Annotated in this window: 13 protein-coding genes; 4 read left to right on the top strand and 9 right to left on the bottom strand. The window is 40.3% G+C overall.

Annotated elements, in window-relative coordinates:
* Window positions 1-113: 113 nt before the first annotated feature.
* The 7 genes from V7659_RS06710 to V7659_RS06680 all read right to left on the bottom strand — a co-directional run bounded on the left by V7659_RS06710 (window position 114) and on the right by V7659_RS06680 (window position 14125).
* Window positions 114-2957, bottom strand: coding sequence for a hypothetical protein (locus V7659_RS06710; RefSeq protein WP_335453407.1), 2844 nt, complete (start codon window positions 2955-2957; stop codon window positions 114-116).
* Window positions 2954-4222, bottom strand: a complete 1269-nt coding sequence (locus tag V7659_RS06705; protein WP_335453409.1) for a TRAFAC clade GTPase domain-containing protein — start codon at window positions 4220-4222, stop codon at window positions 2954-2956. Before V7659_RS06705 ends, V7659_RS06710 begins: the two co-directional genes overlap by 4 nt.
* A gap of 14 nt (window positions 4223-4236) precedes the next feature.
* Window positions 4237-4875 carry a beta-mannanase gene (locus V7659_RS06700; RefSeq protein ID WP_335453411.1) on the bottom strand — a complete coding sequence of 213 codons (639 nt, stop codon included), beginning with the start codon at window positions 4873-4875 and terminating at the stop codon, window positions 4237-4239.
* 64 nt (window positions 4876-4939) lie between these two features.
* Window positions 4940-6214 carry a vWA domain-containing protein gene (locus V7659_RS06695; RefSeq protein WP_335453413.1) on the bottom strand — a complete coding sequence of 425 codons (1275 nt, stop codon included), beginning with the start codon at window positions 6212-6214 and terminating at the stop codon, window positions 4940-4942.
* A 12-nt stretch (window positions 6215-6226) separates the two neighbouring features.
* Window positions 6227-8584, bottom strand: a complete 2358-nt coding sequence (locus V7659_RS06690; protein ID WP_335538944.1) for a hypothetical protein — start codon at window positions 8582-8584, stop codon at window positions 6227-6229.
* A gap of 119 nt (window positions 8585-8703) precedes the next feature.
* On the bottom strand, window positions 8704-12096 hold the full coding sequence (locus tag V7659_RS06685; protein WP_335453417.1) for a tubulin-like doman-containing protein: 3393 nt from the start codon (window positions 12094-12096) through the stop codon (window positions 8704-8706).
* A gap of 253 nt (window positions 12097-12349) precedes the next feature.
* Window positions 12350-14125 carry a vWA domain-containing protein gene (locus tag V7659_RS06680; RefSeq protein WP_335453419.1) on the bottom strand — a complete coding sequence of 592 codons (1776 nt, stop codon included), beginning with the start codon at window positions 14123-14125 and terminating at the stop codon, window positions 12350-12352.
* A gap of 204 nt (window positions 14126-14329) precedes the next feature.
* On the opposite strand from V7659_RS06680, the gene V7659_RS06675 reads away from it, so the two are divergent.
* The 3 genes from V7659_RS06675 to V7659_RS06665 are packed head-to-tail and all read left to right on the top strand — an operon-like array spanning window position 14330 to window position 17205.
* The gene (locus V7659_RS06675) at window positions 14330-14479 is read left to right on the top strand and encodes a hypothetical protein (protein WP_335453421.1); all 150 of its coding nucleotides are present in this window, start codon (window positions 14330-14332) and stop codon (window positions 14477-14479) included.
* Entirely contained in the window at window positions 14472-15404 is a 933-nt protein-coding gene (locus V7659_RS06670) for a hypothetical protein (RefSeq protein ID WP_335453423.1), read from the top strand. The genes V7659_RS06675 and V7659_RS06670 overlap by 8 nt, the downstream gene beginning before the upstream one ends.
* A gap of 19 nt (window positions 15405-15423) precedes the next feature.
* A complete protein-coding gene (locus V7659_RS06665; RefSeq protein WP_335453425.1) occupies window positions 15424-17205 on the top strand; it encodes a hypothetical protein in 1782 nt (593 codons plus the stop codon).
* A gap of 59 nt (window positions 17206-17264) precedes the next feature.
* Here V7659_RS06665 and V7659_RS06660 read toward each other — a convergent pair whose 3' ends face one another.
* Complete coding sequence (locus V7659_RS06660; protein ID WP_335453427.1) at window positions 17265-17564, bottom strand: DUF4359 domain-containing protein; 300 nt, start codon at window positions 17562-17564, stop codon at window positions 17265-17267.
* Window positions 17565-17913: 349 nt separating this feature from the next.
* Between V7659_RS06660 and V7659_RS06655 the strand changes: the two genes are divergently transcribed.
* Window positions 17914-18840, top strand: coding sequence for a CPBP family intramembrane glutamic endopeptidase (locus V7659_RS06655; RefSeq protein WP_335538943.1), 927 nt, complete (start codon window positions 17914-17916; stop codon window positions 18838-18840).
* Window positions 18841-18972: 132 nt separating this feature from the next.
* Here V7659_RS06655 and V7659_RS06650 read toward each other — a convergent pair whose 3' ends face one another.
* Window positions 18973-19338, bottom strand: a complete 366-nt coding sequence (locus V7659_RS06650) for a hypothetical protein (RefSeq protein WP_335453431.1) — start codon at window positions 19336-19338, stop codon at window positions 18973-18975.
* Window positions 19339-19543: the final 205 nt, after the last annotated feature.

Genomic DNA, 19543 nt, shown 5'->3' with positions numbered 1-19543 from the left:
CGAAAAGGACAATCTGAATACAGGTTGTCTTTTTTGTTATGTTTGTTTTTTTTTTACGAATTGCTAGTTGTAAAAAAAGAGCATCCCTCAAGGAATGCCCTACCGAACAACATTTATTCATTTATTGTCTCCACAAACTTTTGCCCTTCCTTTGAATACTCGTATATAAGCTCAGGTTCCGCTTTGGATAATATTAGTTTATTCCCTACCAACTGGACATCAGCCTTTGCATCTTGGACAAGTAGAGGTGTGAGCGCTTCCCCCACATTTTCTGTTCCATTTAAAGCAAAAATCCAAATATATGATTCTGCAAAATTGTCACTCGCAGCGAGGACGACCTCAGGTTCCCCATCACCTGTAAAATCATGTTCTGTACTTGAGAGGGAGAATCCCTCTTTCAGGATCATGTTCTCATCAAAGGGGCTTGCTTCAGATGGGGTTGTCAGGTCTAACAGGTAATTTACATCCTGATTATCCGTTAATAAAATACTTTGCTTACCGTTCTGAACTTGTCCATAAATAGTTTTAGCTCTTTTTCCCTCCATATTTATGGAGAAAGTGTGTCCGTCTGTTCCTAAATTGGCAGTTTTGAAGGAATCTAAGGTCTCAATACGTTCAACCGTTTGCTTATTCCTGTCCTTCGTTGCTGCGTCTTCTGTTGTCTCCGTTGTTTTAACGACAGGTGCAGGCGTTTTGTCTTTACTGAAAAACTTGTTTACCCCATACCAGGCTCCACCACCAACACCGCCAAACAGTACAAACACTACCGAGAGTTTCAGACCATACTGTTTTAAAAATTTCACTAAAGGGGCGGCCGTTTCAGTTTCCACTTCCTTCAGTAAATTTTTTAAACTGTAATTTTTAATTAATTTAAGTTCTTTCCTAAGGGCTTTATTTTTCCAAATTGATTCCGGATGGATGATTAAATACTTTTTCAACGATGCTCTAAAAAATGGGTACAAGTCAATTAGTCGTGTATTGGCATGAATAAAGGCTAGAATTGTTTGATCGTCACTGTTTTTAATCAGGTATTCTAATAAACCTTGATAGTCTACCCCGCTGCCCTCCGTTTCAAAAGCCATGAATAAAAGCGGAAAATACTCAGGATTAGATTGGCTGAGCAGGACATGTTTAAGCGTGCCTCTCAGTTTAGAGCGGCTTGCTCCGTTTAAAGCTCCGAAATTAAACGTATCTGCATGAGCGGGTTGGCTGACTACTTCGTAAAGGGCATGGATAATCTGATAATTTTCCTTTACCTTTGGATCTTTCAAATCTCTAATATTTAGTCCCTTTGTAAAAATCTGGCCAAAGGACATGATTTCAGTTACTGTCAGTTCCTCCAGACGAATAGAACGCAATAAGATGATGATTCCATTTGCGAGCAATACCATTTTAAAGTGTTTAAATTCAGTGCTTTCCCGGTCGATGGAAAAGTTCTTAATGGCTAAGATATCCTTAAATGAATGATAGGTTATCGCGGAAGAAAGTTTTTTTATGAAAACAGCTTTAAATGTTTCATTTTCTAAAAGAGAGGGTAATTCTAACATTTGTTGTAACTCTGAAAGAATTTCGTCGACTCCAGCGGCCTTTTTTAAACGTTCCATCAGATAGCCTTCAAGGAGCCCATTATAATCAGGATGGTTATTCATAAACAGAACGATGGATTGATAAGTCACTTGGTCCTGTTCAATTTCCTTCCATAACTTATGGAAAAGCGGATCTCTTTGATGATGGTTCAATGTCTCGAGTAAGAAGATAGTGGCCTCATCACATCTTAGGATTGAATTCAAAGAAACAACCGATTGGATGTAATCGAGAGCTGTTTTCGGATCTGAAGCCATTTTTTCCTGATGAAGCAGCTTGAAAAAGAGATCCACTAGATCGAATTTCTCTGCACTATTTACCTGCAAGAACTTTTGTAAACTATGTAAAAAACCAAGTTTATTTTTTTCATAGAATGATGGATCTTGCTTTGATAAAGTTAAAAATAAGTCAGTCAGCTGATAGTAGCTTGATCGTTCCAGCTTTTGTTCTTCAGGTAAGCCAGATAACGCATGGTCAGCAAACTCAAAGAATGAATCGATTCGATCTGAAGTTGAAAAATGTTCGAGCACATAATCCAAATACTCATGTGTCTGGCCTCCAATATCAACACCGGAGATTCGTTCAGCGGCAAAGTCGAAAATGAACTGCTTTTCGATGCTGCGATCGGCTGTGTTTAATGTCCCGGGTTCAAAAAAAGTGACATGGATATAATTTTTGCTTTCTGGTGCGCTTGTAAAGGTGATGGCTCCAAGTTTCCGGCGGTGAGCATAGGGTAAATATACAGTAATTAACTCTAATAGTAATAGGGCGTAGCTCGTATAGTCTTGCAGCGGTACATCCAGTGAAATAAACACCTTTTTCTTGCCTGAAATGGATGTCATTACAGCAAATAAAAGCTGTTTGAATTGATCCTCGCTAATCGCTAAGCGGACTAACAATTCCTCTTTCACAGCGAGAATATCAGTCGTGTTATATTCAATTGCCTCTACGTCAGGGAGGATCATCCCTGATTCGATATCATAAGAGGTGTGAAACTCGTTCCATTGAAATAATCTCTCCGGCTGTTTGACCCACTCATCCTTCAGACCTGGAGGGATAATATAGTTATGCATAAAATACGTGCTGCGGCTCCCCGTAAAATCTGCCGGAACAAAGACGGCCTGACCGATGACTAGGTCACCGGTTTCAGGCTGAAACAGGGTCACAGCTTCTGGATAGAGAGTAGGATCCTTTTCACCGTGTTCTGTTAGGGTTTTTGGCGCATGATACATACAAAAGGGATGTAAGTATTTTTTTATAAAGGCTTTATCAAGGCTCTCGGAAATGGCAATGGTATCATATCCGTCAGTAGCATGAAAAACGCCGCCCCGTTCGCGTGTATACATTTGTTGTGCAATCAACTTGCCGGTCACTTCTCATTTCTCCCTTCTATATAGCCCAACTTATAAAGCAGCCAAATAAATGGTTCATCGACACGAATCGGACTAATAATCCCACTGACCTGTTGATCGATAGGATTGCTGCCGAGGGCAGATACGGCAAAATAGGAGGTATCCCGAAAGTAAACATCAAGGGCATTCACAAATGGGGTATCTACCTTTGTTAGGAATCTTCTAATCTCCCCATTAATATTTTCGTACTCATCTAAATTTAAGTAACCCCGGTGAATCACATGGCGAAACACATTACTATTTGTCCGGATATAGTCTCCATCGTCGTCTTTTAAGGAATTTAGGAGATCGCTCTTTGTTAAAACGACTGCCGTTGGAATATCCGTTTTGCTGTCTTCGAGATGGGCAATGAAATCTGCAAAGAGGGAAATGACCACCTCGCGTGGCTCATCGCCTTGACCAACAATTTTCCCAGGATTTTCACCCATTTGATGGATTAGCTTTTCACGAATGGCGCGGATTTGCATTGGATCCACTAAGAATAAAATTCCTGAAGAATTTTTGATATGTGCGGCATGAAGCTTGATATAGTCCATGTCTGTCATTCCCTCGCCTGCTACATCGAAAAAGACGAGCGTTAATGGGGCTTGATCATCATCCTTAAAGATGAATTGAAAAATAAACGGCTCCTGGCGGTTCGATTTTTCGGTTGATTGTAATAGACTCCCATTTTCAAAGAGTGGAATTTCATAGTTCACCCGAAATCGTTTACTAATTTCGTTATCAAGCGGGATACATGCTGCATCGAAATTGTTGGCCGTCAGATGCTGAAGGGTATGAATCAGCGATGTCATATAAACAGATTTTCCCACCGATGTTGCACCGACAATGGAAACGATGTTACTTGGATGTTTTCCCGCAGTGACGGGGAGATCATTGTGACAGGAAGGGCAAAGGCGATTTCTCGTCACAACTGAATATTTATCAGATACGCCCATAAGCACACGGTTGGAATAAATTTTATTTTCATCGGGAATCATGGAGGGATCGATAATCGCCTCGAGTTCATCAATTGGGGCAAGCCCAAATTTTTCCCGATAATTGTTTAACAATTCATCTTCTTGAAGGGCTAATGTTTCATCATCGTCGCGATGATGGGCGGCTCGGAAAACAACCTCTTCATGATGGAACTTTGAAAAGCAATAAGGACAAACTATATCATAAAATGGCAGCCTTTCCTTGGGCGGTTGTTTTTTTTCAAACATTCGTTTTAACAGTGCGAACATTCGGATAATCTCCCTTATTGTGGAATTAACTCATAGCTTTGCGCTGATTTTTTTCCATGGCTAAAAAAGATGCGAATAAACTCATTCTTATCGATTTCAATCTCTGGCAGCACGGTTTTTCCTGAGGGGAACTCTCGTACAAATGGATAGACGGTCCCATCTTCAACTGAAACGGGAGCTCCTCCGTTTTTTTTCACATATACTAACAGATCTTTTTCGAGTGGCAATTCGGTCATAATCGACATCTGTACTTTTTTGCGTGCCTGGAAGAGCTTATTTTTATAGCAAATGGAAAAATAAATTCTTGCTTTTGATCCTGAAATATTAATGAGATTATGATCATTTTCCTGGTTGAAAACAATCAATTTATCCTCCCGCTTTTGGCAGGGAAGAATACGATACGCTGTTCGGCCAATCCCATCAATCCTGCTAGGATAGCCTTGATTTGCCTTATATTCCTCCCGTGTGTAAAGCTTTAAGTCCTGTAACTTGAGCTCATGGAGCGGCTTCATCTCATCAGTAGATGTTTTGTAGATGTAGACAAAGTCAACATCCTTCGACCAAAACCATGTTAAATGAACTTCAGAATCTCTTATTGTCTTTTTAATATCTTTTATTTCATGATCAGGAGAAGAAATGGTTTCCCAATTCACCAACAATCACCCTATTTCTAGTAGAATACTTTCGCGAAGCGGACGTGCACCGCCTTGCTTATAATCAAAATCCCTTTTTAAAGGTCTCCCTTGTCGGGACTGAGCTTCTTTGCGAAAAATCAGGTACATCACTGCTGCGACTCGAGCGGCCAGTAAATTTTTCACGAATGGGAATGAACATGGTCCCCAATCCCATTAATGCGGTTAAGAGAGTGTCAGCCGTTACCCGGTGGGTGAATCCGCCCAGCATATTGTTTTTGAGTCCAAGTTCCAGTAATAATCCTGCAAGGATTCCTGCAATTAGCCCAGTAATCACATAGCTTTTTGCCAAATAGCGGTTGTCAAAAATAATCCCCAAGGCAAGCCCGAATAAGGCCCCGATTAACGTAAGGAAGACGACGCGGAGAACTGAAAGATAGATGCTGTCTTGAAACAATCCATGTCGTTCTGTCATAAGGAGCCGGTCTTGGTTTTCAAGGTAAATCTTTTCAAAAACATTCGTTAATTCATTCGCATTTTTCACATCAGAGAAGGAACCGCCAGTACTTGAGGCAATCGATTGCAGGAGTCGTGCGCCGCTTCTATCAATCTTACTCATCCCAATCGTATTAATAATAATGTCCTTGTTCTGATATGGCTCGACAGCTTCGTTCAGATCCAGTTCGCTGTATCCATCGGAGAAAAGAATCACCATTGGTTTGCGGCCTGTTTGGTGATGGGTGTCAATTTCTTGAATCACAGTATCCAAGGCGTTGCCGATATCAGTGCTGCCCGAGGCAGTTAACTCATTGATTTGTTTGAGGGCATCCGACCGTTCCTCTTTATCGCTAATGTTAAACATCGATTTGGTAATCACCGCTTTTTCGTTAAACGAGAGGACAGAGGCACGATGATTTGGCTTCATCCTGGTAATTAGTTTTCCCGCCGCCTTTAAGCTTTCATGATTTGGGTCGGTTTTATTCATACTATCCGAAGTATCAAGTACTAGGACAATATCATCAGGCGGTTTTATGTTTGAAAAATTAAGAGAGTACAAGAATTGAAAGAGAACTCCGGCAGCAAACAGCATCACGAAGGTTGCTGGGAAAAGAATCTTCCATGAGAATCCAGAGTATTCTAAGCGCCAGCTGCGCCCATTTATAACTGGTGTAATCAACTCAGCAGCCAAGCAGAAAAGTCCAAAGATGAAGGCTAATTGAGCAAAGTAGACACCCATTAACAGGATATTGGGCCAAACACCATAATAGGATGATATGAACCATTCACCAACCACTGCGCCAATCAATCCGGCAAGGATACTAAATACAAAAAACAGAAAGCTAAATTTTCGGACAGGCATCTTCAATACTCCTTATGATATAGAGTTGCTAATAACGGATTGCGAGTGGAATTCAAATCCCTCATCACAATAAGCCCTGTAGTATTTTTCACCATTTCGATAGTACATTAAGTCCGTTAAATGAAATCCACCCATGAGGGTGAGCTTTTCAATCCCGCTTGCCTTTTTTTCATGGGCACAGCCGACTTTGCATTGTCTGGTTTCATTTTCTTTTTCTAAGGCGAACTCCATGAATTTGCTGTAAAAATCACCAAAGAAGTATTTTTCCTCATAACGGTGCTCATGAGTGTAATTAAACACTTCAATCTGTATCGGTGATTGGTCATCGAGGCGGTTATATAATTGCTTAAATAATTCACTTTTTGAAAGGACATCTCTGTTCTCATAATTAGTGATCACATTGGCGCGTTCTAACAGTTCATCTTCAAAACTGCGGTGAAATTCCTCTTGGGTAAGTACCTCACGGCTGCAGACATCCAGGACTCGTTCCAGCAGCGGCTTGCCTCCTTTTTCAATCAAACCTAGCAAGTTTCCAAAAAAGCGATCGTCAGAAAAGAAGTGAGCCCCGCGTTTCTCCCTTAATTTTGCAGTAATGCCTGCAATGATCTCCGCATAATATTCGGGAATATTTTTATCTAAATAATCATCAGCCTCATAAAGGCTTTCCGCCGCTGTCTGTTTTAAATAAGAACCAACTTCGTTGAGAACATCTAGTTTGGTGCGTAATTTCAAGTGATTTTCTTCAAGTACCTCTAAGTACTGTTTTAAAATCTCCCGTTTCACATCAAGTTTGAGCATTTCATACTTGGTGCCATATATCGCGTCAAATAAGAAATGCAGGAAATTTTGCATGTTTTTCCGATCCGAAAAAGGTAGATAACTCTTTTTAAAATCACAGCTATCGACCATTTGCTGATAGTAGTGCTCGAGCCTTGCTTGTTTTTCTACTTGTTCATGTTTCGTATCTTGGAGCATTTTATGAATCTCTTGGATAACACTTATAGCTGAATCATCCGCATCGGCAGTCCAGATATAAGCACAATATAAACCGTATTGTTCATGCTGAATCATATTCTCATTAAGATAGCGCTGGACCTGTGACTTCATATTCAACTGCTCCAGGCGCTCACGGACTGGTTCTTTGAAGTTGGCAGCGAAGAATTGTTCCGCTCCACTCTCGAACAAGTAATCCTCCGCATCTCTGACAGACATATGTTTCACGGTTTGATAGGAATTCGTCGAACCGATTAATCCACTCATGTCCAGAAGTTTATCAATGGAAGGAAGACATTCATAATAATACTTTTGAAAAGAATGCTCTGAAAGGGCTAATAAGCTGAGAACTTTTTCCTTGGGCTGGGAAATGGGAGCTTTCAATGCTTCCATTAGCTCATTGTAAAAATGACTTGCAGCATAAAGTGCAATCGCCTTGTTCGGACGATTTACCTTGGAAAAGCCTGATGAGGCATACACGGGTTCCTTTGAATTTCCGCGAATCCCCTTTCGAAAAGCCGCATGATTATAGCTGTCCATCTTTTCATGGTAATCCGTGATCATTTTGCGGTTTTTTAAAAGATTAAGATTACTGATCATTTCATAGTTTTGCAGCACGGCTTCACTTGATAGTAAACCATCTTCATTTTTATCACTTAGTAAATACACCATGTCAAAGAGTGGGGAGGGAGGGTGACTTACCGGCAGCCGCAGGTGATCCTCTGTCAGCTGGAGGTTCTTAAGAAAGGTGTATTCATCGCTTTGATAGCAATCTAATTCTTTGAAAAAGCTCATCCTAAGCGCGGTTGAAAGGGCAAAATTATTGCCATCCTGTTTTTCCATTATTAATCCATAAAGATCCACTTCGACCAATCGAAATGATTCTTGAAGAATACTTTTTAACAATAAGGTAAATTCTTGAATGAGAATATTCGCAGGGTCTTCAATGGCTGTGACCACGCACAGGTTTACTTTTTGAAGGGAAGAATACACCTTCCCATACTCTGCTATTTTGGATGTAATCAGTCGATAGGCCTTATTCAGTTCAATCAGTTTTTCTTCATCACGACAAAAAGCTTCGTATATATCTTTTCTTTTGGTCTTTCGATCGAATCCCTGATCAGGAAGTTGAATAGAAAGTACGTTTGATTTCGTGATTGTCTCTGTTTGATAGGCATGAAAATAAAGGACACCGGAACTGTTATTCCATTTTTCTTCATTAATATTTATGATTGATTTAAGGGCATCCAAAACAAGGTCACCCAGAAATAAGAAGACAACCGGATGGTTCACACTCCGCTGTTCATTTACCTCTAGCGTCATTTTTTCTAGTTGGTTGGAAAAAGTGTGTGCATACGTTTGTAAAAGGTCTCTCAAGTTGTTTCCCCCCTCATCTGAAAAACTTTCCACCACTTGAAAATTACAAAGATATGGTTTGGGCCACAAGCAAATCCTGCATGTGGCCACATCATTTCTGCATTCTTATCAAGCTGTCATTATGATTTTAATTGGCGCAGCATATCTTGAACTTTAATCATCATTTCTTTATAGAAGCTGTACAATTCTTCACCGTTCGCAAAATCCTTGTAGTCATAATCGAGGGCTTCTTTTTCCTTTTGATAGGAAGCGGCCATTTCTTCTAAGGCAGCAATCAGTTCTGTCGCCTGTTCTTGATTAATCAAGTCACTGCTCCGGCGTTCCGATTTCTTTTCGAGTTGGGCCATTTGTTTAGGATTCAGCGATTTGAAAGCCTGATAGATTTCAAAATCTACAAATTTTGTCGTCTTCATCAGGTTTACGAACGGTGCCCAAGCATCTTCCTCAATCTCTTTATCGTAAACATAAAGAGCACCTCTTTTCCGAATCGTTTTTGTATAAACCGCTTGGATAAACTGATTCAGTGAAACTTCCCTGTCTTTCTGCGATTCGATCCATTGCTCAATTTCAGCAATCTTTTCTTGGATGAGACGATATTTTCTTACTTCTATTTTCACCTTTTCAATTAGCTTTGGTGAGCGAATGAAGTTTTCTTTGGCTAATTCCAAATTGGTGCTTCCGAAAATATCACTTACACCATCTGACTCCATCCCGCCTGAGGACATATCTTTGAGCTTCGTAAGCACTTGTTTTAGATTTCCGATGCTTGCCTTTTCAATCTGATTCGGGTCAACTTCATACTGTGCATATAAATCTGGCAGACTAATCTCTTTGGTAAAATGGCATTGGAACCGTGCGCTTGTATTATGATCCGCATTTTTTTCTGAGATACATCTTAATTCGGAAGCCTCATCAAATAGGGTGCGAACACTGGCATTGTATTGCTTGATGCGCTCATTTTTGTACGTATCTCCCCATGACTTTTCCGGAATCGGTGATGGGAGGTAGGCCCAGTTTTCTTTATCCGTTTGGACGAGATGGCGGCCGACGCCTTCTTTTTCTAAGATGGTCTTTTCATAGGAAGTTTCGTAGATAGCTAGTGGCGAATAAGCAAACAACGGAATCCCATTTTTCGTATTCAGCCAGAATATTCGATTCTTCAGCTCACTTTCCTTAATCGTGAACCGTGAATGGCTCAAGGAATGCTTTTCGAAATTTTTAATTCCATTGAAAATATTTGGTGCCTTTACCGGAACGGAGACAAAGCCCCATTGTGGGAAGTGCAGCTGTCCGTTACTATTGGCAAGGTGGAATACAGGCAAGGCATCTCGGTCCAGTCGTGCGGCAATTTTATCCTCAATAATTTTATCGATCGGTTGATCTTCGCCGTATTTCATTCGTAAAAAGTCTTCCATCGATTTGGTTATTAATTCACCGAACTGGTCCGTTAAGAATTCAGACACCGTCCCGACGACATCCACATCTGATTCCTTGACCCAATAGGTTGACTTCTCTAGGAGCATTTCAGACCACTGCTGAACCAATAATTCGCCATCTTTGGAATCGAACATCCGCTGGATTTCACGGGCAACATCCGGTACACTCACCAAATGCCAATAATAGGTAACGTCATGATCGTGTTTGACTTCCTCACCATCAACCAGGATATCCGCATTTTTTTCAAAGATTCCCTTTAGCGTTTCGAGGATTTCTTTATATACTTCATAGATTTTGTTATTTTGACTATTGAGCAGCTGGTACAAGTCCTCATAGAATTCAATCATTTCTTCGAGGCGGACCTTTTCTGCCCGGGCATCATATTCATTCAGCTTGGCCTCAATATAGGCATTCTTTTTACGATCCTTTGAAATAAAGGCACTTCTCGCATCTTCAAGCTTATTAAAGGCATATTCCTGTTCAGACTGAATCGCTCTAGGCAGGCGCTCTAAGCGGTCACGAAGTCCTTCCATATAAGCTTGCAAAGTTTTTAACAGACAGAATCCATCATTTGAATAGATGAGACGCGATGCAAAAATCGGACCTTTTTTCGGGTGAAGGAAGAGGCGCTCAATTTGACGGCGGAATTCTTCCATTATTTCACCAGGGAGCTGTTTCTTGCATTTTCGGTACTGTTCTTGTGCTTTCAGTAAAAATTCACGATCTAATTCGTCATCGATATTAATGACAGATGTTTTGATTACGTTGTTGTAGGAGAAGCGGTCACTATTTTCAAAACCGGATAAGGGCTCTGGGACTCGTTCATTAAAGCGGTGATGGACGGAATCCGGATCAATCCGGAGTTTTTCTAAAAACTGCTCGACCTCCGTTTGATCGGGACCAGCATCAAACATGCTGTTCATTTTCTCAAACAGCTTATAGCCGATATAGGTGGTCATTTCTTCAAGCGGTATTTCCGCCATCGATGCACCAATAATGTTGTATTGATAGTTGGCGGCATATGGCTTTGGCATCTGGGCAATATTGGTCCGGATGTTACTAATATAATCATGGATTGCGAACTCTTCGCCCGATTGCTTTTCCTCATTGGCCATGAAGTTGGTAATATTTTCAGCGGTGACATTCATGCAGTAATCATACGCGTTCTCGAGCCATTTTCCCTCAAGGTTCGTCCCGGAGATTAAGTGACAGAGATTGAACGGCGGCATGGGGGAATTTACCTCCAAGAGGCTGCCGTACCGCTGTTTGAAGCGTTCATTTCGTTCATCGGCATTCATCCAGTAATCGAGTTCTTTTAAGGCAGCGTAGCCATTTTTCTCAATGTATTCAACGGTGTGCGAACTTAGGCCGCGTTTGGATAAATTCACATCTGGTGTGAATAGGTAGCCGAGAATACTGACTTTATCCACGCCGGTCGGTCCGAATTTACGCTCCATAATCCCGCGGGTGATGTAGGAAATATCAAGATAGCAGCCGCTGCCGGTACCGCCGGACAGGCCGGTTAGAATGAAGACATATAACCGTTTATTAGTTCCTTCTAGGACCGCTTCGATTTTCCGTTCAATCGTTTGGACAACCTGGTTGATTTTGGTGAATAGTAGTAATCTGCCGGCTTGACGAACACCCGAGGCACCACTGATCCCATCGGTAATGAGGAGTTCTGGTGAGAGCCATTCTTTTATATAGGGCTCAATCGTACTGCGATTTTGGAGCAGGCCGCCGATTTCTGGGTTGGAAAGGAGGACGAATTCTTTGTTTGGATCAAGGCCGATTCCCTTGTACTTTTTATTTTTGTCATATTCATTTGTTTCAAAGGCTAAGAACTCAATATTATTGGGCTTATCCTTTTTCTTTTTGGATAAGGGGTCTTGCGGGAGCTTGAATCGTCGATTGACTTGATATTTCAAGCGTAATAGGGCATCGATGCCTGTGCCGCCAAGGCCAATGACCAGCATTGGATTATCTATGGTATCAACGCGGATTTTCTCTGAAATAATCCCTCCGCCTAAGGAAACATCTAACTGCTGAATATGCTCTCTCACACTTGCTCTCATGCAAAAATTCCTCCTTGGCTGTAAAAAGTTCAAAATTTCTCACTTATATGACGAAAAAGAATCTCAAAAAGATTCAATTTAGGGTGTCAGGCACCAAAAATGGTGGAGCCTGACACCCTAAAATCATTTTGTCCAGCTGCAGCGCCTAGGGGCTCGGGGTCATAAGCCAATCCGTCAAGAAGGTTAAAGAGCAACCTTCTCGCCGGCTCGTCTTATGCCTGTCGCCCCTGGACAAGGCGCTTCCGCTTTTCTTTTAACTGATATACTCAATATATACTGATTTATTAACCCTTTTTAGAACGATCCGGAGACGGTCATTTTTCTTTATTTCGAAGCCTTTTTTGGCATCAATGGCGCGTCCGCCTTTTTCGACGGTACTGTCAGAGTTATTGATGAGCAGAAGCTTATCACCGGCATATGGTTTGAAAATGATTTGCTCGGTTTCGGCAAACTCAGGTGCCAATGCTAGTAACTGATGCATGCGAAATTTCCCTTTAAAGCCTTTTAATTTTTTGTATTTTGGATTGCTGCGTTCACCTGTATCTTCATCCTTAATTTCCACGACAATTTGCCCGCTGAAGCCGCGCTTGGCTTGTTTCAATTTTGCCAAAAGGATGTAGGCAAGGACTGCAACCAGAAGGGCGCCAACAACAGCCGCTACAACATACAGCCAAGAAAAAGGATCATCTTTTTCTGTATTATCCGGTTTGACTGCTGCAGAAGAATTCGCTGTTTTTTGTACAGTTATCTTTAGCGGTGTGGTTTCCCGGAAAAAGCTGTTGTCTTCCGCTTTTACTACCACCTCATAACTAGAGGCATTCCCAAGCTTGAGTTCTCCTGTAAAACCCTGACTATTTGAATTTAGAGCAACTTCCTTAATTTTTCCTTTATCGAGGTCTTTTACAAAAAGGGTTGCTTTCACTGATTGATAGATTTCCTTATCAGAAATGGCAGTTCCATTATCTTCAAAAAAGGCACTTATCTTGACAGTGTCGCCGGCTTTATAGCTTTTCTTGGCCAGTGGTGCCAGCTTAAGCTGTAAATCATAGTTAAAAACGAGATTAACATCGATCTTATCCTTATCAATCCCTTTAACCTTCAGCGTCCAATCACCTTGGACAGGCTTTAACAGCTTTACCATCGAATAGGTCTTTGATTGGGAGAAAAGGACTTGGTCTGAAGGGATAGCAAGTTCCTGACCGGATGGATTAACGAGCTTTACCTCGACCGGTTTACTAGAAATCAATGAAATATTGGCTTCTAAAACATTTTCATTCGGGACATGGATGCTGATATCTTGAAATTGGCCGTTCCCGACCATTTGGTCGAGGGGAACAATTTTTAACTTTAGGTGGTTGGCGAAGATTTCACTAAGAATGCCAGGTAGCTGATCGGCTGAGCTTGCTTCGAAGAACTTACCATTTGTGCGATCCGCAACATTGGTGAGAACATCCTTGTTTAGCTTGCCATTTGCGTTCAAGCCAATCGTATAGATCGGATAACCCTTTGCCTTTGCTGCATCGATGGCTTTTTCCAAATCGTTATTGGCCTCTTTAAGAGTTTTGGACTTCTTGGGATTTAATTCATTATTTCCATCTGCAAGAAGGACAATCAGCGGGTAGTAGTTCTGTTCATGGCTGGAATCCAGCACCTTTACAGCCTCTTTAACCCCGGTAGATAAATCCGTATATGTGTATTTCTCCAATGAATCGATGAAGTCTTTAAGATCCTTTTTATCCTGGTTCGAGCTGATTTTAACGAATGCTTTTTCACGCATTACGGCATCGGAATAGGAGATGGCGCCAATTTTATCACCATTAATGGAGGCCATATCAATAAACATCTTCATCGCTTCATTGCTAATATTCTTTGGGTCGCTGCTTTTCATTGAATTACTAACATCCACGACCAGCATCCCTTCGATCCGGGAAGTGGAATTTATTGGACTGGCAGCACGTACACTATAATAGCTCATGCTGAAGAAAAGACACGCGATTACTATAAAACTACTTATCCATTTTTTTAACATTTGTGTGCAACCTCCAAAAGTAGTTTCCATTTTCGAGCAATACTTACAATTTTTCGCATTATACTCCCATTTTACCATCGTCCCCATAATATTCCCAAACTTATCCTGCCTTTAAATATTAAAATATTAACCTTATAATAACCTTAATGTATTTTTTGGAAAATGAACGATTTTAATAGAAAATGTTCTTAGAAGGGAGACAGCATGTATAATATTGTATTCACGAGTATACTAGTTTTAATCCTTGGCTGGAAAACCTATAAATTAGTTAAAAACAAGCGGAACAGCGGGAACTTCGAAGATATCGATGATGAATTGGTCATCATGTTGAATGAGGGTGATTCTAATGGATAAGCACGCCATCCAGCTATCCAAGAAAAATAGGACGAAATACCGCTTCCAAAAGCTAAAAATGTGCAAAAAGTGCAATCGGTACTCTGTTCTAAAAGACCTAGCTTGCCCAGAATGTGGTTCCACTTTTATGGGTCTCGAAGGTCTGGCCCATTCGATTTTTAAAAAGCGTTTAGTTACTGAGGCCATTAGAATACTGATTTTGGTTTGTATTGGAATTATTGCTGCACCAACTGTAAAGGCACTCTATCTTTCGCTAATCACCGGGATTATCTTTGTGATAGTTTATATCATTCTCACGTTTGCTTTTATAAAAAGTGAATATTTTACTGAACTGAAAAAGCTATTGCGCGTGGACCTTCGAAAAATTCGGGATGGTATTCAGTTTGATTGCGACCTTGCTCTAGAGGATGTCAAAGAGGAAAAGCTGGCAGCTGCTTATGAAAAACTGCGTGAGATTGGTGATTTGATCTATAGCGATCAAGTTAAAATGCGCCGAGTCATGGTCTTAAATGATATTGTCCTTAGAAAAGATATGGAGCTTGAACTAGAAACTCTTATTCCATCATCCTATGATAAGGATTTTGTAAAATATGCCCTGGAGGTATTAAAAATCAATCGGGCTCTGTTTACTAAAAAATGTATTGCTTATTTTATTCACTATCGTGATGCCGTTATCAGGGATTTTGGAATTGAATCGCTTAGCGCTGTCGCAGGGACTACGCTGCGGATGAAACTGTATATTCTGGAATTCTCAGAGTTCATTGAGGAATTTCTTGAATATTTTCCAAAGGACCGATTTTTAAGGCTATGCAATATCCTCCTTGCAAACCCTGATACCGATTGGGGAAGTCTTGAGGAAAGAGCGAAGCGGTTAGTTGAAATGAAGTATCATTATGATCCAGATTTTAAGCGGTTTGTGTCGTAGAAAGGATCTAATATTTATCATGTATAAATATACCGTTTATCGAAAAGTAAATATGTCTAGGAACTTCTTCCTGCTAGTCCTTGTTATTTTGATTGTACTTGTTAGCGCAAAAATCATCATGGCCCATCAAAAAATTGCCAATTACAATGAAGCTGTTCGCTTATTTAAGGCTGGCCAATTAGTAGCGGCAGAGGAAAAGTTCCATGAGGCCAAACTTAACGTTTCTGTTTCCGACCATAATAAAGACATCAATATTATGTTGTCGATTCTGTCCCCAATTCGTGAAGTCATGGAAGATATCGATGAAAAAGCAGCTGATTATAATAAAGAAAATGACCTCGACAGCCTAGTTTCGCTGTATGAGCGCTGGCAGGAAAGTCAGAAAAAATGGGTGTCAGGCACCAGCGTCCAAAAAGATATGTACGGGGAAATGGTTGCATTGACGAAGTTAGATCAGGATATGAAGGGGTATTTTGCTGCGATTAAGAAGACGTATCTTGATAAATTAAAGAATGATGCTGTGAATGGTATTAGTGAAGAGGAAGAGGTTTTTCATGTCCTCAACAAAATTCCAACTGAATATTATGGCAAGAAGTTAAGTGCAAGAACAACTACGATTGAAAAATCGTTCCAAAAGTATTATGAGGTGAAGTTTAAAAAGATGATTGCATCTGGCATTGTTTCTTCCATTGTAGATGAAGGAAACAGACAATTTAGTGCACTCAGGGTATTGTCTATGAACTCAGACTGGCTCGAACAAGCACTGGATGAAAATCTGTTAGAGATCGTAACCAATGCGATGAATAAGAAGGATTATGCAGCATTTGCCGAGTCAGCTAATACGATGAAGAAGCTCGAAGGAAATATGAATGATGCCAAGGTATTTGCTTATATTGAGACCTCAACAGCTGATATCCTTAAGCAAGCGAATCAGCTGACAGATGCACATAAGTATGAGGATGCAATCAATATCTATCAAGCTCTAAAACCATTAAAAGATACTGCCCAATCAATTGCCAATGCCAATCTTTTATGGGATAAATATGAACCGGTTCGTGTCCTCCAACGTTTGTATACAGGAAAAGAGTTTCTTGATTCTGTGACTGCGAGAAACAAATGGGGGGCAGACAGTATTGTGGCTGCTATCTCGGGTGACGGTGAGATTTATTTTGGCAAGCTGATGGGAGAGGAAGCCATGGCGGTAACGGAGGGGACCTTAGATGGGACAACGGGTATTACCAAGCTTTCCTTCCAGAACAGTTTAAGTACGGCAGGTAATCCGGTAATTTATATGGATGCCAAATCCACCAAGCGGAACCATCATTATTTAGCCTACGAAGTCCGATCGGGGTCCATGGTGAAAATCCTCGATGTAGAAGCTGATCAGTTAACGGTTGACCCAAATCATGTGTTAGTCGTCGATAACCCGGTTGGGGAGGGCGAGGGAGAGATCGCATATTTCGCCCCCGATGGTAATGGACAATATCAGTTTAATGGAATTAAAGTTGATTATGTTGATATTGAAGTTAAAGATTTAGCAAACTATTATGGGAAGAAAGTCCGCTTCACCGCCTTTGCTGATACATTACAAAATGGCGGAGCGTTGGTAACCTTATCAAAAACCTTTAATGATAGCACCGGGCAATGGGAGAAAACGTATGCGTTATTAAAGGGAGAGACCGATTTCATCGTCTATCAAAATTATACAGTTATTGGAATGTTTAATAGTTATGAAGATATTACCGACGAAAATGGCGGATCTATTCGCGTACCAGTTTTCCAAGTGGAAGAAAGTGAATAAACGAAAAAGACCAACTAGGCATAAGCAGATGCCTGGTTGGTCTTTTTTGATATTCTTGGTTATTCGGAACTCTTAATGGTAATGAATTTATTTAATATGCCAATGGACGTAACTTTTCCAAAACCTACCTCAGAAAAGTCAGTTTTATAGATGGAGAATATGAAATAGTCCTTCTGTGTGGTTCCTGCATCGAAAATGGATTCCCCTGCGAGGGATAAAACTCCTTTTTCAATTAAGTTTGAAGATTTATCCATAGTTTTGTGATTAACCCAGTCGATATAGGCAGAACGTTTAGGATTTGTTGTTGATAATACATAGATCAGCGCGATTAAAATAATGATAGGAACAATACGTTTCATTCAGCAAAACTCCTAACTTTTTAAAAGATTAACATGGAAACAAAATACTGACTAAAACTTGACTGCTTGTACAATCTTATGTCTCCGCGCCATGAAAAATCACAATAATTTTCTTATCTCTGGAAAGATTATAGGGGTGAATATTAACTATTAATATGCTAAATTATTACTAATATAATTTTGAAAAAATGAGGGGATCATTTCGTGACGAGAAAATGGAAGTGGATGTTTTTCTGTTTCTTATTCCTGCTTTTTATGAATGCGTTGGGAATTATTGCAGTTAAGATTTTAGGCAGGTAAGGGGAAACGGGATTTCTCCGCGAAATTTTTCAAGTAGGGAATGATGGAGATGACAACAAATTTAACTAAACCGATTTCAAAAAAACTACTATTTGCCATGCTTATTGTCACATTTGGTGCGGAAATTCTCCTTTATCTTACTCGTTATAGCGTTTTGGCCAGTACATTTTATGACGCTGTCATGGTGTCTTCATTTTTTATCGGCTGGAAGCTTTATCCTAGACTAAGAGGCAAGCAAGCTCACTTAAAAAGCCCGCGCCAGCATATGCTTCAATTCACTGGTGCCTTTTTAATTTTTTTCTTGGGCAGCTCGTTTGTTAATATTTATTCTAGTCTCACCTTTGAAGATTTTAACAATGATTATGATCAATATGTTCAAGAATACACTGAGTCAGAAGTCTTTGAAGGGAATGAACCGGAAGTCCCTGCCGTTCAAGAGCAACCGATTGGGGACTTTTTTGAAAAAATAGATTCGATTGGTACGGATATTTATAATGATCTATTGGCTGGCCTGGAAGAAGTTTGGCGGCTTGCTTATATGATTCTACTGCTTCTAGTTTTTAAAAAGGTGTTTCCGCGGCGCTGGGAGAGGGGATCAAGGGATGTATTCCTTATGGCCGCCTTGTTTATCACTTCTATTCTATTCGGGATTGACCATACGCTCGATACCGAACAGCCATGGGCGATTCGAATTGGGGCCATTGTTACCTTCGCGAATATGGGATTTTTGTTTGGAATGATTCTATTATGGACGCGGAACCTTTGGCTAACGGTTATTGTCCATGCTTTATACGATATTACGGCTACACTCTCATGGTACTATATCGATTATGCAGTGGAATATTTCACGTTGGGTATTTTAATTCTCCACATCAGTCTTCATATGTCTGAGAAAATAATTCAAAAACGAAACATGCGACAGAAAATGACAGTTCCTCCAGATCAACTAGAAGAATGGACGCATAAGGTAGAATAAATGAAAGGGCTGCCGAAGCTTTCGGCAGCCACTTTTATTGTTTCGCTAGATAGGATTGGTTGTTTATCCAGTATTGAATGGTCCCATTCTCTTTCCGTTGATACTTAATCTTTTCCCTATCAAAACCTTTGATTAAACTATCCGCAGCAATTCCTGCTTCACACTAAGTTCGATTAAAGATTGACTTAATTGAATCTGGTCGGAATGTGTGGGGCCCTCTAAGTATTTCATCATGTCTTGACGGTGTTGGATTACAGCTATTAAATCCTGTTGGTTTTCTTGAAAGTTAGTTGGTGTCTTTAGGTTCTTTACTTTAACTAAAAGATTTTCTTGTTCTGCTTTACTTTGAGCTAAATTACCAAGAGTACCAGTCAAAAAGTTAATCAGTATCGTTTCACTTTGCTGGTAATAGTCATGAACTTTCGTTAAATAGGAGGTTATCCCTAGTTCCTTTTGAGTCCAAAAGTTTTTTAATAAGAGTGAACAAGTGACCATCAACAGGATGAAACCCGTTATAAATATGATTATCTTTTTAGATGAATGTCTTTTACTAGGAGACACTGTTTATCATTTGGATGGATATAGGCGTTAAGTTGCAATTCTTCCAGTTCCTGCTTCACTTTTTGTTGGGCGGTGGTCAGCATCTCGTGCCCTCCAATAATACTAGGATAGTTTGAAACTATTACTATCCTACTACAAAAAG

Origin of the sequence: Neobacillus drentensis, assembly GCF_036966985.1 — a bacterium.
Classification (GTDB): Bacteria; Bacillota; Bacilli; order Bacillales; family Cytobacillaceae; genus Neobacillus; species Neobacillus drentensis_E.
This window is presented reverse-complemented; position numbering and strand designations above follow the sequence as displayed.

What these genes read in the sequence shown, in the direction of transcription:
- V7659_RS06670 (WP_335453423.1), top strand. Translation starts at nt 14,472, where the DNA reads ATGGATAAGCACGCCATCCAGCTATCCAAGAAAAATAGGACGAAATAC.
- V7659_RS06705 (WP_335453409.1), bottom strand. Translation starts at nt 4,222, where the DNA reads ATGTTCGCACTGTTAAAACGAATGTTTGAAAAAAAACAACCGCCCAAG.
- V7659_RS06675 (WP_335453421.1), top strand. Translation starts at nt 14,330, where the DNA reads ATGTATAATATTGTATTCACGAGTATACTAGTTTTAATCCTTGGCTGG.
- V7659_RS06680 (WP_335453419.1), bottom strand. Translation starts at nt 14,125, where the DNA reads ATGTTAAAAAAATGGATAAGTAGTTTTATAGTAATCGCGTGTCTTTTC.
- V7659_RS06660 (WP_335453427.1), bottom strand. Translation starts at nt 17,564, where the DNA reads ATGAAACGTATTGTTCCTATCATTATTTTAATCGCGCTGATCTATGTA.
- V7659_RS06695 (WP_335453413.1), bottom strand. Translation starts at nt 6,214, where the DNA reads ATGCCTGTCCGAAAATTTAGCTTTCTGTTTTTTGTATTTAGTATCCTT.
- V7659_RS06665 (WP_335453425.1), top strand. Translation starts at nt 15,424, where the DNA reads ATGTATAAATATACCGTTTATCGAAAAGTAAATATGTCTAGGAACTTC.
- V7659_RS06655 (WP_335538943.1), top strand. Translation starts at nt 17,914, where the DNA reads ATGACAACAAATTTAACTAAACCGATTTCAAAAAAACTACTATTTGCC.
- V7659_RS06685 (WP_335453417.1), bottom strand. Translation starts at nt 12,096, where the DNA reads ATGAGAGCAAGTGTGAGAGAGCATATTCAGCAGTTAGATGTTTCCTTA.